Source organism: Actinomadura macra NBRC 14102 (genome assembly GCF_001552215.1).
GTDB classification, from domain to species: Bacteria; Actinomycetota; Actinomycetes; order Streptosporangiales; family Streptosporangiaceae; genus Spirillospora; species Spirillospora macra.
The window spans coordinates 357620-371433 of record NZ_BCQT01000018.1 but is presented as its reverse complement, the minus strand read 5'-3'; the positions used below and the strand labels follow the sequence as shown (position 1 = coordinate 371433).

The window sequence follows — 13814 nt, the reverse complement described above, 5'->3', positions numbered from 1 at the left end:
GTCGGCATTCTCGGTTCCTTGGTCCTGGACACCGCCACCGGCCCGGCACGGGTCGGGGGCGCACGGCTGCGCGCGTTGCTGGCCCGGCTCGCGCTGGACGCCGGACATGCCGTCCAGCCGGGGACCTTGGTCGAGGCGCTGTGGGGCGAGACACCGGACGAGCATCTGCACGCGCTGCACTCCCTGGTGTCCCGGTTGCGGCGCGTCCTGAACGACCCCGGGCTGCTGACCTCGGGTCCCGACGGGTACCGGCTGGCCGTCGAGCCGGAAGCGGTCGACGCCGTCCGGTTCGAGCGGCTGGCCCGCGCGGGGCGGCGCATGCTCGAGCAGTCCCGATCCGCCGAGGCCTCCGCCACCTTGCGCGAGGCGCTGAACCTGTGGCGCGGGCCCGCTCTGGCGGACGTGCGCGAGGCGCCGTTCGCCGCCGCCGAGGCCGAACGACTCGACCGGGCCCGGTTGGCCGCCCTGGAGGACCGGGTCGAGGCCGAACTCGCGCTGGGCGCCGATCTCGATCTGGTCGCCGAGCTGGAGTCGCTGGCCGCCGCGCATCCGCTCCGCGAACGGCTGCACGCCCAGCTGATCCGAGCCCTGGCGCTGAACGGCCGCGGCGCCGAGGCACTGGCCGCCTACCAGCGGATCCGCGTTCTGTTGGCGGACGACTTCGGCAGCGATCCCGGACCGCAACTCCAGCAGGCCCACCTCGCGGTGCTACGTGGTGAGCTCCCCCGAACCCGCCGATCACACGGCAATCTGGAGGTTCCGCTCACCAGCTTCGTGGGACGCGACGACGAAGTCCGCCGTGTGGTCGGGCTGTTCGACCGCGTTCGGCTGGTCACCCTGGTCGGTCCCGGAGGAGCGGGCAAGACCCGGCTGGCCAGCACCATCGGCCGGCAGCTCTCGCCGTCCGATGGGGTGTGGTTCGTCTCGCTGGCCCCGGTCGGCGCGGACGACGTGCCCCGCGTGGTGCTCGACCTGGTGCGGGCACGCAAGGAGAGCGTGCCCGTCACCCCGGCGGGAGTCCTGGACCACCTGGCCGAGACGCTCGCGGACGACGACCTGGTGCTGGTGCTGGACAATTGCGAACACGTGATCGAGGCCGCCGCCACGCTCGCCGGTGCCCTGCTCGGCCGGTGCCCGGGGCTGCGGGTGCTCGCCACCAGCCGGGAACCGTTGCGGATCGATGGCGAGACGCTGCACCCGGTGCTCCCGCTGGAACTGCCCGAGCCGGGGGCGCCGGCGGAGCGGTCCCGCGACTGCGCGGCGGTCCGGCTGTTCCACGACCGGGCTGCCGCGGTGCGGCCGGGCTTCGCTCTGGAAGGTGACGCGCTGACGGCGGCGATCGAGATCTGCCACCGCCTGGACGGGCTGCCGCTGGCTATCGAGCTGGCCGCGGCACGGTTGCGCGCCCTGCCGGTCGAGGTGGTCGCGGCACGCCTGGACGACCGGTTCCGGCTGCTCACCGGCGGCAGCCGCACCGCCCTGCCCCGCCACCGGACCTTGAGCGCCGCGGTGGGCTGGAGCTGGGATCTGCTCGACACCGACGAGCGGACGCTGCTGGAGCGGCTGTCGGTCGTGCCCGGCTCCTTCACCGAGGACGCGGCGGAGGCGATCGGCCGGTCGAGCGACGTCCGGGAACTACTCATGGCGTTGGTCGACAAGTCCCTGTTGCACCCGGTGGAGCCTGCCGACCCGATCGAGCCGCGCTACCGCGTGCTGGAGACCGTCCGGGAGTACGGGCTCGATCAACTGGCCGGGCGAGGCGAGGTCGACCTCGTCCGCGCACGGCACGCCGAGTTCTTCCTCCACCTGGCCGAGACCGCTGACCCGTACCTGCGCACGTCCGGACAACTCCGCTGGCTGGTCCGCCTGTCCACGGAACGGGACAACCTGTCGGCGGCGATCCGCTGGGCGGTCGAGTCCGGTCACGGCGACCTGGCGGTCCGGTTCGGTACCGCACTGTGCTGGTTCTGGTTCCTGCGTGACCACCCGCCGGAGTCGCTGGACCTGCTCGGCCGGGTGCTCCAGACCCGCGGCTCGACCGAGCCGCGGGCGCGCGCGCTGGTGGCGGTCGCGCATGCGCTCGCGACGACCGAGACCATCAGCCGACCGGACGAAGCGCAGGCAACGCTAGATCAGATCAGGAAGGCGCTGGAGAACGCCGCCCCCGGCACCCACCCCATTCTGGAAATGGCCTGGTTGGTGCTCGCCATAGGTTCGGGCGATCGAATCGCGCCGGACATGCTCGGTGTCCCGGACGAGCGGGCGGATCCTTGGAGCCGGTCGTTGGTCCTGCTGGTTCGAGGCGTGCTGGCCATGAACACCGGACACGCCACCGAGGCGACGCGCCTGCTGTCGCGCGCGCTGACCGGCTTTGAGGAGGTCGGGGAACGCTGGGGCCTGGCGATCACGCTGAGCACCCTCCATGCGGCGACGCGGCGGGCCGGCGAACCGGCCGGTGCGCCCGCGCTGGCCGAGCGGGCCACCCAGTACTTCCGGGAACTCGGCATGCCCGAGCACTCGATGGAGAACGAGGTGGCCGCCGCGCTGCACCGGGCTCAGGACGGCGACGCCGACGCCGGACGGCGGCAGCTGATGGACCTCCTCGACCAGGTCAAGCGAACCGGATCGGCGGAATCCCAGGCCCAGGTGTACCTGGGCCTGGCGCGGTTGGAATGGCGAGCCGGGCGGCCGGGGCCGGCCCGTGACCACGCGCGCGCCGGCCTGGCCGAGGCGGTGACCTACCGGTCGCCCCCGTATCTGGCCGCGCTGCTGCTGGCCGTGCTCGCCCAGGTGGACGTCGCGGAAGGTCGTCCGGACGAGGCGGTACGCCGGCTCGACCACCCGGCGGTGCACCTGACGCTGACCTGGCACACACCGGTCGCGGCCGCGATCACGGTCGTGGTCGCGGCGATCGAGGTGTCCCGCGATCGTCCGGAGCGGGCGGGACGGCTGCTCGGGGCCGCCACCGTCCTGCGGGGGTGGGACGACTTCGGGGACACCGACGTCCCGATGATCACGCGGCGGGCCACGTCCGCCCTGGGCGGCGCGGCGTTCGCGGCCGCGCACGCCGCGGGTGCGGCGATGTCACGGACCGAGGCCGAAGACCTGGTGTCCGCGATCATCACCGCACCCGGGGACGGCCGTGACGGTCAGCCCGCGTGAGCCGCGGCCGGCACGGGTTTGCCGAACATCGAGCAGATCAGAGCCTTCTGGAGTGACTGGGCAGCCTCGGTCATCTTCGGGTCGGCACCGAACTCGGCCCAGGACTCCGTCGAGACGAGCATGGTCGCCGTGCGGCCGCCGGTGCGGTCGGTGATGTTGACGCTGAGGTAACCGGGCATACCGCCGTCGTGACCCCAGAAAGTGCCGCACGCGCTGGGACCGGTCTGGATGCCCAGGCCGTAGCCGGGCCCGTCCGGCTGGTGCGGATCCACCGGCACGGTCGTGCGCATCTGGGCGAGTTGCGCGGGCGGCAGCAGCTTGCCGGACATCAACGCGGTGTAGAACCGGGACCAGTCCCGCGTGGTGGATACCACCGCCCCGGCCGCCCCGCCCCATCCGGGGTCGTTGTCGGAGACGTCCACATGACCATGGCGGTGCACACCGGCGATATCCCGGAACTCGGGCGGCACGCCCGGTGGCAGGTGCGCGGCATCGGGTTCGTAGCCGTGGGCGTGAGGGCCGCGCCAGGTGGAGTCGGTGGCGAAGTAGGTATGCCTGAGGTCGAGCGGCCGGGCGATCCGATCCCGGAGCACCACGTCCAGACTCGTCCCGGTGACCTGCTCCACGACGGCGCCGATCGCGGCGTAGTTGGTGTTGCTGTACGACCATTTCGCGCCCGGCGCGAACAGCGGATCGTGCTTCACCCCCACGGCGAGCAGGTCGGCCGAGGTCCACCGTCGCTGACTCCTGCCGAGGAGCGACGGCCGAAGCACGGGGTCCTCGGTGTAGTCGAACAGTCCGCTGGTGTGGTTCAGCAGCATGCGCAGCGTGATCGCCTCGCCGTTGGGCACCTTCCCCGGCAGCCATTTCTCCACCGGGTCGGTCAGGTCGAGCTTGCCCTCGGCGACCAGTTGCAGGACGAGCGTGGCCATCATGGTCTTGGTGTTGGACGCCACCCGGAACTCGTCCCCCACCCCGAGCAGGTGATCACGTCGGCTCCAGGCGGCCTGTTCGGCGATCTCGACCGGCCGGCCGCGGCCGTCGTCCACTCGCACGAGCACGCCGGGTGCACCGGCGTCCACCAGCGTCCGCGCCAGCTGCCGCAGCTGAGCGCGCTGCTCGCCGGCACCGCTCTGAGACGCGGACGGTGCGGCCGCCGCGGCGACCGGGAACGCCGCGGCCACCGCCAGCGCCGAGGCCACGACCGTGCGTGTCCACCGTGGCCGCACCGCACGATCCGACGAGAGAACACGTCTGGGCATCAACCCATACCCCCTAGTGATTGACGACGGGAACGTCCTCACCCTCCACCCCGCCGCTCACAAACCACTCCCAGCGCGCTGTCAGCCGTCTGCCGATGCGGCACCAACGGAACAGATCCCGCCGAATACGCCGGACGTCGTGCCCTCCGACCTGTGCTGAACACGCTCGGCCCACGTCAGGGACGAGTGGTCGTGGCGCGTTCGATGACGTCGGGCCGCACAAACGATCGCAGGCGTGCGTAGGGCACCGTGAACTGCCTTCCCCGCTCGGTTCCGTCGCAGTCCAATCCGGAGATCTCGGTGATGACGAAGGTCATGCCGCGGGCCGTCGGCAGCAGGCCCAGCCACTCGCGGGTCAGGTCCGTGGCCGCGAGAGGCCGGGCCCCGAAGCAGATGGAGCCGTCGGGGATCTTCCCGTCGGGATCGCCCCGAGTGATCTCCCTGGCCAGAGCGCGGAGCCCGGCCGTGGTGAAGGCGGAGGGCAGCAGGAGGTCCCGGGGCCCGAGCCGCCGTCCCTCGGTCAGGTCCACGGCGACGACCAGGCCACTGATGTAGCCGCTGGTCGTCTGGGGGCTGGTCAGTTCGTCGTAAACGGACAGGAGGCTGGGCCCTCGCGCGCCGAGGGTCGCGGTCGCGGCGGCCAGCCAGCGCTGGCCGCTGGGATGCAGGCCGTACTTCGAGCTCTCGTCCGACCATCGGCGGACCAGGCCGTCGGCCGAGTTCCTCAGGATCGTGTTGATCCTGGTCTCCTTGGCGGAGTCGCGAATCCCGTCCACGGTGACGTACTGCGTCGTCGCCTCCGTCAGGCGGGTCTTGTAGGTCGCGGAGGTCAGTTTGAAGGTCACCGCGTCACCGGTGCTCCCGGGTGCCTCATCGCGATTGGCGGCCACGTAGGCGCCACCCGCGGTGATGGCCACGGCTGCGCCTACAGCGACCGCGGTGGCTTTGGCCCCCAGAACGCTCGTCACACCCACCGCGGCCGTCCCGGCGGAGAGCCCGGAGGCGACCAGCGGGAAGACCGCGGCGAGCGCGACGGCCCCGCCGGCCAGCGCGTGGACGCCGCGCCGCTCCCAATCCGCACCGTAGGCCGCGGCGGCGACCTCCTCCAGCTCGGCGACCAGGTCTCGGGCACCTGCCGGACGGTGGGCGGCGTTCTTGGCCATTCCGCGCGTGAGAAGGGGGTGGAGTGGCTCGGGCACTCCCTCCAGCGGGACGGGCGCGGTGAGGTGCTGCCCCATCAGCGCTGATGAGGCGGACACCGGGTAGGGACGGCGACCGGTGATGCACTCGAAGAACACGCAGGCGGCGGCGTAGACGTCGGTGGCCGGGGTGGCCGGCTCCCCCCGCCACTGTTCGGGTGCCATGTAGAACGGCGTGCCGGATCGGGACCGCCGCCCCACCGGCGTCGCCACCCCGAAGTCGATCAGCTTGCTGAGCCCGTCCGCCCGGACGACGATGTTGGCGGGTTTGTAGTCGCGATGGATCACGCCGACGGCATGCGCCGCGGCAAGCCCGAGCAACGATCCTTTGAGCACGGTCAGCGCGGCCTCGGGGGCCAGCGCGCCGTGCTCGGCCAGGATCCGCTTCAGCGAGACGCCCTCGACCGCCTCCATGACGATCGCCGTGCCGTGCTCGCCTTCCACCAGGCTGTAGAGCCGGGCGACATGGGGGTCACGGATCCGGCCCAGCATGACCGCCTCATCACGCAGGCGAGCCCTTTCGTCTTCCGCCTGGCGAGTCAGGTATTTGATCGCCACCGGTGTGCCGGTGTCCTCGCGGCGGGCCAGGACGACCCGTCCCTGAGATCCCGAGCCCAGTTCGCGGACTTCCGTGAAGCCAGCGATCCGCCAATCGCCCACCGTCAGTCTCCCTCACGAGGCTACGCGGCAGCGGCGTCGCCTCATTCCGCTCGGTGACACCAAGGAAGCCCACGACTCGGTGACCGCACTCACCTGGTGGAACCGCACGAACGAAGCCGGACAAGGTGTCAAGCGATGTCGCAGCGGGTTTGCGTTTGATCGAGCAAATCCCTCTCCAATTCGCTGGTCCCCAGGCCGGCGTTCGTTCCCAAGAGGTTGCGGCGTACCGCCCACACGACAGCCTCTATCGGTGTTCTCACCTGGAGATGATCGCAGATCGAACGCACCTCCCGGCGAAGACCGCCGGGGGTGAGTTCCAACTGTGCCGCGGCCTGGGGGACGGGCACACCTGAGGCGATGGCGTCGAGTATCCGGATCTGGGCGGCCGTGAGAGAGGTCGGTGAATGCCGGGCAGGACCTACTTCTCTGGGGGATACGGCGTTCTCGCCTTGCGATGTCGGAGCATACCTCCATCCGATGAGTGGACCATTGTCACCGGTTCCGAGTTCTATGTGCTTGAACTCCGCCTGGAGTTCCCAGGGCACGATGTGATGGAAGAAGAGATCGGAGGCCATGAAGCTGACGGGAGACGAGCCGGTGGCGGCGCCCTGGCTGGGTTCGGCCGATTTCATGAGGACGCTCACCAGCGCGATCGCCTCGTCTGGTATGTCGCTCATCGCGTCCCACTCGGGGCCGAGATGGCCACCCAGGCGCACCCGGATGCGGGAATGTTCGCGAACCGTCAGGTTGTATCGGCGTACTTCGCTGCCGAGGCCCGGGAATACCTGGTCAAGGATACGACGTCCCGGGATCGAAGGCGGGATAGCCAACAGCAGGCCGTCGCCTCGGTCCTCGTGGTAGCACGCATCCCAGGAGATCAGAGCCATTTCCAGTGCCTTGCGCAGGCACAGGTACAGCGCCCGACGTGCTCCTTCTTGCTCGGATGTACCCCTTCGGGAGAAATCGGCGATGTCGGCGGTGAGGATGCTGCAGTTTCCCGGGGGGAAACGGTTGAAGTCCACCTCGCCTGCGACCGGCCCGGTGGTGAGCAGCCTGGTTCTGGCACCCTTCGCCCTGCGATGCCGGCGTTCTCCCAGGAACACGTCGGTTTCGCTGGGCTCCCCGAATACCGGCTCCCCCTGCACCGCCGAGGAGGAGGAGCGCCTGCCTCTCGAACGGTTGATGCCGCGTCGGTGCCGGCCGACGGCACCTGGAAGCGACGGACCCGTCAGGGCTCCCTCGCCGTAGGTGTACGTCCCGTCGAAGATCATCCCTATCGACCTCTGCGCGGCATCGGACGGGTTCTTCGGGGAATTGCCGACCGGTCGCACATAGGGAGATCTCGTCGATGGAGCATTCCATTCGCCCCAGACCGATTCCCTGGGTTCCTCGGGTGATGGGCGGGCCGCGGCACTGGACTCCGCTTGGACACGCATCACCTGAACCTGATGCGTCAACGTTCGGACCTGTTCGCTCAAGGAGGTGATGAGCGCTCCGAGACGATCCGTGGCCTGCTCCGCCTGACGAGCCCTCTCTTCAGCCGCCGCGCAGGCCCGGCCGGCTTCTGTCAGCTGTCGCTGGAAGTCGGACCGCATTTCCTCGGCCTTGCCGAGCGCGTCCCTGTACAGCCTTTCGGTCTCCTGGAGGACCGTGCCGACCCTGTCAGATGCTCCGGCCAGCGCAAGGCTCACGTACTCCTCCACCGCCTCGGTGACGGCCGAGTCGATTTCGTGAGCCTGGAGTGGGCCGACGCCCACGCGCTTCGTCAGGTCGACGGGCGAAGGGGCCGCCGGCTGGGACAGGGCGACATAAACCCCTTCGGCGCAGTCGGTGTACGCGTCGTCTCTTGGAACGGTGGACTTTGTCTTCGCGGTCGAGGACGATTCCGGGGGCGATGTCTCGGGGAACGGGGTGGCCGCCTGGATGATCTGCGCCAGCATCGCGTCGAGATCCGTGTCGCTTATCTGCTCGTCGACGACCCGATCGATCTCATCCATGTAGCCGGCCAGTTCCCGTGCCAGCTCGGCCGCGGGGTCATCTGCCGAGACGGGGTCGTGCAGTTGATGGGAAGTGCCGACCTCGTCGTTCCAGTACTCGTTCACGTCATCATTCACCGGGACTCCTCCCCCCTGTCGTCTGTAGCCGAGGTGCTGGGCTGGTCAGGCAAGGGGCTTGGCGGGTTGGAAGGAACTTTCTGCAATTGGGAGCGGAGCGTTCTGCGCGCGTGCCTTAAATTCTGCCGGACCGTATCAGGTGTCTTGTTCGTTCGCTCTGCGATCTCTACCGGGGACAGGCCCTTTATCACCCATCCGAGAACCTCACGCTGAGCCGGTGGTAGCCGGCGCAGGGCTTCTTCGATCGTCTGCGCGTTCTCCAGGCGCGACAGGGTGTCGTCATCGGCGCCCTCGCGGAGGCAGTAACCGTTGCTGACCAATCTCTGAATCAGGTTTCTCTCGCGCTGCGCCTGATACTTGACCGCGTTGATCACGGCGCGACGCGCATAGGCTGTGGGGTGATCTATCCTTTCTCCTCGCCGGGCGCGGGCGACCATGTCGGCAAGGACCTGGGAAACAGCGTCCTGCGCGTCATGGCTGGAAGCGCCGGCTGCCATCGCTGCCTTGATCAACCTTCGTAGCTCCCCGTGACCGAACTGCTCGAACCAGTCCGGAAGTGTGGTCGGACGTGCCTTCACACCGGAGGACGTGGCCGGGGAAGTGGCCTCGCCGTTGTGCACGTACGTCCCTCCCGTCCGTCGGGCTCATGGGAGCCCTCCTTCCCTGGTCTCATGGACTAGGGGGTTGGGAGGGCCCGGACGTGAAAACCGATCTGAAGATTCTTTGAGTCGGAGGTCTGGCGGGTCGGGTACCCGGGCCGGCGCAAGGATGCCCGGCGCCGAACCTGTCGGGGTCGGCACCGGGCTCGTCACGGCGCTACGCCTGCCTCACCGCCGTTTCATCACCGCCGTCACCAGAAGGGCGATCACCGCGGCGATCACCACCACCGTGATCGACTTCGTCGTGGTGTAGGCACCCACGACGGCCAGCATGACGCTGATGAACACATGCTGGGGTTCGAAGCCGCGGCCGCCCTGCGGAGTGCCGCGTGGCGGGCCACCACCGGGGTGATGCTCCTCCCGCGGCTCCGGCGTGGGCGAGCCCTGGTCGTCAGGATCCGACGGCTCCGGGGTGTAGGGCATCGCAGGCTCCATGGCTTCTTCCTCCAGCAGGACCTAGCCGACTCGACACCAACTAGGTCCCTGGCCTGACGCAGACGTGAAATCCCCAGGTCGGCGGGGGCGACGGGCACGCAACCGCTCGCCCGTTTGGTCGATCAACCGGCCGGCCCGGCTCCTTCTCTGTGATGCACTACCTACAACTGAACTCTTGAGTACAGAAGCAACTGTCCTGTACAGTTCAGTTCAGTTCACAGGAGATACAGCACTCTTCGAGGAGAAACCGATGTCCTCCGCCTCAACCACCCCCGCGGCAGTCCAGACCCTCCGGGTCCCCGGCGCACGCCTGCACTATGAGCTGCGCGGCCAGGGACCGCTGGTGGCGCTCGTCGGCGCGCCCATGGACGCCGACTCCTTCGCACCGTTGGCCGACCTGCTCGCCGACGACCATACGGTGCTCACCACCGACCCCCGCGGAATCAAACGCAGCACCCTCGACGACCCCGGCCAGGACTCGACGCCCCAGCTACGCGCCGACGATCTCTCCCGGCTGCTGACCCATCTGGACGCGGGACCGGCCGCGGTCCTGGGGTCCAGCGGCGGCGCCGTGACAGCGCTGGCTCTTGCCCAGACCCGTCCCGACCTGGTCCACACCGTCATCGCTCACGAGCCGCCGGTGGTCGACCTGCTCGACGACCGCGACCAGATCTACGCGCAGACCGACGACGTCATCGCCACCTACCTGTCCGGCGACGTCGTCGGCGCCTGGACCAAGTTCATGGCGCATGCCGACATCGAGGTGCCCGAAGGCGCGCTGGAGCACATGTTCGGCGGCGAACGCGATCCGCAGCAGGTCGCCGACGAACGCCGCTGGTTCGCCCACGAACTTCGCGCGACCACCCATTGGCGCCCCGACCTGGACGCTCTTCGCTCGACCACGATCCGCCTCGTGATCGGTATCGGCGAGGACTCGACCGGGCAGGAGTGCGACCGCACCTCCAGGGCGCTCGCCGCGGCGCTGGGCATCGAGCCCACGATGTTCCCCGGCGACCACACCGGTTTCGCCGAGGAACCGAACCGGTTCGTCGTCCCGCTGCGCACAGTTCTGAGCCGGCGCTGAAGACGACCCGGACGGCGTCACGGCCGTCGGAAAGCGCAGCGTCGCCGTCTCGATCAACCTCACCTGCTCGGGCGGCGATCGGGAGGCCGACCTCATCACCATCCGTTCGCTGAACGCCCTGCTCAACCAGGCTCTCTGCACCTGACCTGGCCGGCGGTTCACGCCTCCACACCGCGCTCGGCGTAGGGGACGAGCCGCACCGGACCGATCAGCCCGTAGGGCTGCGTCTTGACGGGACGCTTCAGAAAGCGGGAGTAGCCGGGCTTCCCTTGCTCGGCGAGCGCGGTGAGCCGGTTCCTGAGCGTGGTGGTGACCTCGACCTCGATCGTGTTCCGGCCCGGTCGCAGGAAGGGCCCGACATCGATCCGGGGCGGGGCCACGCTCGCCGGGTGGACGCGCCGCCCGTTGACCCGGACCTGGACGCCGCCCTCGACCCGGCCGAGTTCGAGGTAGGCGCCACGGCCCTCCCCGGTCCAGCTTCCGTCGAGCCTGACCGTCGTCCGGTAGGTGCCCGTTCCCGACGTCTCCCGCAGCCGGGGGATGGCCCGCCAGTCCGCCAGCCGTCCGAGCCGGAGCTCGTGGCGGTCCTTCCCGCTCGGGACCGCGCCCTCCACGCGCAACGTCCAGCCCGCCGGCTCCAGCGGCGTCGGGAGCCGCCCGAAGTCCACCATCGCCGTTCGCCCGTCGGCCAGCCGGGCGGACGCGGCACCCGCCCGGGTCGAGCGCAGGCGCAGACCGTCCCCGCGGACGATGACCGCCTCGGCCGTGGTGAGCTCGACGTGTGACCCGATCGGGCGCTCGAAGCCGATCACCACGGTCTCCCCCGGGGCCAGCTCGACCGGCACCGCGACCCGCCCGTCGGCGACCCGGAAGCAGCCCAACCCGCGAATCTCGCCGGTCCACAGGTCCCAGAGGTCGGGAGCCCGGTCCCCCACCGCGAACGAGGCCGTGAAACGCGCAGTCGTGCCGCCGACAAGGCGGATGCTCTCGTCCAAGGCGCCCGAGGTGTTGCACAGGAACCAGTAGTCGCCCGTGGCGGTCCGCCGGTGCACGCCGTACACCTGCTGTGGACGGTCGAACGACAGGTCAGGCCGGACACCGAGTTGCGCGAGCGCGGCCGGGACGGCGGCCTCCCCGTCCACCAGCCGGACCCGTGGCGAGCGCCGGAGATCCGCCACGGCCGCACGCACCGCCGTGTCCTCCCGCGCGGGGTCGCGGTGGCTCACGCCCCGGTCGGGGAAACGGCCGACGAACACGATCGGCAGGCCGTCACGCGCGAACGACACCAGCCGCTGCGCCACGGACACGGACATGGCGTCGCTGTTGTCGACCACACCCTGATTCTTGGACGCGTCCAACTCCACGACCAGCGCGCTGTATCCCGGTGCCTGGACCACCAGCCGTTGGTCCCGCACCACCGTCTCCTCCTGGGCGAGGGTGCCCGGATCGACGATGTCGAAGCTGTACCCGGAGGCGGCCAGGGCCGCGTTCAGCAGTGGATCGCCGCGCTCGTCCGTACGCGGGTCCTCGACGCGGCCGTATCCGTGGATGTCACGGTAGATGGCGATGTCGGTGACCGGACGGCCCGCCCGGAGCACCGTCTGTGCCCTGGCGAGGTAGTCGGCGAACGGCCGGAGGTGCCGCCACAGTGGGAGTGCCGGCGTGAAGCCTTCACCGAACCCGTAGTCCCGTCCACCCAGGTCGTACTCGGAAGACCACGGCCACCACGACGGCCAGCCCGCGCCGTTCGCGAACCTGTAGGGGAATCCGTGGAAGACCTGCTCGTTCGCCCCGCCGACGAAGCCCTTGTCGGCCATGTACTTCAACGCCTCAAGGGTGATCATGTAGTCGCCGTAGGTGATGTCCCCGATCTCCAGGGAGGCGATCTCGTTCCCGGCCAGGCGGCCACCCGAGGTGATCATTCGCGTGATGCCGATCGGGCCGTCGAACGGGTCGGCGTCCGGAGCCGCGTACGCCTTGTTGACCGCGACGATGTCCATGCTCAGGTTGTGCGCGCGCCCCTGGAAGTCAAGGCCGTGGCCTTGGGCCCACGTGCGCGCCGGGCGCACATGGTTCTCTATCCACAGCTCCGTCAGCGTCTCGTTGTAGTCGTGCCGGACGCGCTGTCCGGCGCTGCCGGCGAAGTCGTAGACCTGCCTGCTGGCTTCGAAATCGTCGGAGTGCCAGCTGACCACGGCCAGCGCCGGGAGGTGGACGGTCAGGTCATAGCCTCTGCGCGCGCGGAACTCCTCTAGGAATCGGCCCGTCCACAGCAGGCCGGTGAACTGGAACTCCAGCGAGTCCTCGTGGAAGCGATCGGCCACCTCGGCGGCCAGTGGCCCGAGGCGGTCGAGGAGACGCCGGTCGAGGTCGGCGGTCGCCGCCCTGGTGGCCTCGGCGTTGAGCTGGTCCAGGACCAACGGGTCGTTCGGGCTCGTGCTGTCGTTCGACTTCTGGCCGGTGGGCACTTGCCAGAACCCGAACACGGCCCATCTCCCCTCGGGCACCGTCCAGTGCACCCTGCCCTGCCCGTCCAGGAACGGTGTCAGGTCGGTGATGTGCTTCGGGTCCAGGATCGCCTTGGTCTGAAGCCGGGCGGCGACGGCGGCGACCAGCCGCGCGTCTCGCCGGTCCATGTCAGCGGGACGGGGCGGAACACCGTTGAACCTGGACGGTCCGGCCACCTCCTGATGACCGAACACGAGTTGCTGTTGTGCAAGGGCGGCGTGCTCGCCGGACACGGCAGGGCTGCTCCACGGCCAGCCCGAGCTCACCTGGAAGTCGATGCGGAAGTCGTGGTGCCGCGCCTCCCGCAGGGCCGTCTCCACTCGGCGGTTCCAGTGGGGGGTGCCCCACTGGAACCGCTCGGGAGGCCGCCGGTCGTGCGGCGGGTGGGCAAGGCCGGGGGCCTCGAAGAACTGCGCCCCGCCGAAGCCTGCCTCCACCATCTCCCTGACCTCGGCGCGGAGTTCGGCGTCCTTCACCGCCGGGCCGGGCCACCACCAGGTGAACCGAGGCCGGAGCCGCGGGCCGGGATCTCGGAACGCCTCCGCCAGACCTACGGAGGGCGACGCGGGCGCGGGCGCGCTGGTGCTGGTCAGGGCGAGCGCATCACCGGCGGGCAGCGCCAGGGCCGCGCCGAGTGCTCCGAAGCCACCGAGGAACTTGCGTCGATCCAGGCCGGCGGCGGTCCGGTCGGTGGTCATCTGCCGTCTCCTCACAGTCGAGCCAAAGTCGTC

General features: G+C 69.8%; 8 protein-coding genes. 2 read left to right on the top strand and 6 right to left on the bottom strand.

All coding sequences use genetic code 11. From position 1 onward, the window contains the following. Nucleotides 1-18: 18 nt before the first annotated feature. On the top strand, nucleotides 19-3162 hold the full coding sequence (locus AMA02S_RS29250; RefSeq protein ID WP_169806912.1) for an AfsR/SARP family transcriptional regulator: 3144 nt from the start codon (nucleotides 19-21) through the stop codon (nucleotides 3160-3162). On the opposite strand, the gene AMA02S_RS29245 is transcribed toward AMA02S_RS29250, so the two are convergent. The 5 genes from AMA02S_RS29245 to AMA02S_RS29230 all read right to left on the bottom strand — a co-directional run bounded on the left by AMA02S_RS29245 (nucleotide 3150) and on the right by AMA02S_RS29230 (nucleotide 9491). Beyond that, entirely contained in the window at nucleotides 3150-4391 is a 1242-nt protein-coding gene (locus tag AMA02S_RS29245) for a serine hydrolase domain-containing protein (RefSeq protein ID WP_245667886.1), read from the bottom strand. The two genes, AMA02S_RS29250 and AMA02S_RS29245, sit on opposite strands and share 13 nt — an antisense overlap. A 209-nt stretch (nucleotides 4392-4600) precedes the next feature. Then, nucleotides 4601-6283: a serine/threonine-protein kinase gene (locus AMA02S_RS29240; protein ID WP_067464305.1), complete on the bottom strand. Its 1683-nt coding sequence runs from the start codon at nucleotides 6281-6283 to the stop codon at nucleotides 4601-4603. A 128-nt stretch (nucleotides 6284-6411) separates the two neighbouring features. Next, nucleotides 6412-8397, bottom strand: coding sequence for a helix-turn-helix transcriptional regulator (locus tag AMA02S_RS43290; protein ID WP_067464302.1), 1986 nt, complete (start codon nucleotides 8395-8397; stop codon nucleotides 6412-6414). Continuing rightward, on the bottom strand, nucleotides 8394-9017 hold the full coding sequence (locus AMA02S_RS40755) for an RNA polymerase sigma factor (RefSeq protein ID WP_157430893.1): 624 nt from the start codon (nucleotides 9015-9017) through the stop codon (nucleotides 8394-8396). The genes AMA02S_RS43290 and AMA02S_RS40755 overlap by 4 nt, the downstream gene beginning before the upstream one ends. A gap of 207 nt (nucleotides 9018-9224) precedes the next feature. Beyond that, nucleotides 9225-9491, bottom strand: a complete 267-nt coding sequence (locus AMA02S_RS29230; protein ID WP_067464299.1) for a hypothetical protein — start codon at nucleotides 9489-9491, stop codon at nucleotides 9225-9227. Between the two features lie 250 nt (nucleotides 9492-9741). Between AMA02S_RS29230 and AMA02S_RS29225 the strand changes: the two genes are divergently transcribed. Next, nucleotides 9742-10575 carry an alpha/beta fold hydrolase gene (locus AMA02S_RS29225; protein ID WP_067464295.1) on the top strand — a complete coding sequence of 278 codons (834 nt, stop codon included), beginning with the start codon at nucleotides 9742-9744 and terminating at the stop codon, nucleotides 10573-10575. Nucleotides 10576-10733: 158 nt separating this feature from the next. On the opposite strand, the gene AMA02S_RS29220 is transcribed toward AMA02S_RS29225, so the two are convergent. Beyond that, complete coding sequence (locus AMA02S_RS29220; RefSeq protein WP_067464292.1) at nucleotides 10734-13781, bottom strand: glycosyl hydrolase; 3048 nt, start codon at nucleotides 13779-13781, stop codon at nucleotides 10734-10736. Nucleotides 13782-13814 lie beyond the last annotated feature (33 nt).

Coding starts and splice junctions, on each gene's coding strand:
- AMA02S_RS29230 (WP_067464299.1), bottom strand. CDS start 9,491: ATGGAGCCTGCGATGCCCTACACCCCGGAGCCGTCGGATCCTGACGAC.
- AMA02S_RS29225 (WP_067464295.1), top strand. CDS start 9,742: ATGTCCTCCGCCTCAACCACCCCCGCGGCAGTCCAGACCCTCCGGGTC.
- AMA02S_RS29220 (WP_067464292.1), bottom strand. CDS start 13,781: ATGACCACCGACCGGACCGCCGCCGGCCTGGATCGACGCAAGTTCCTC.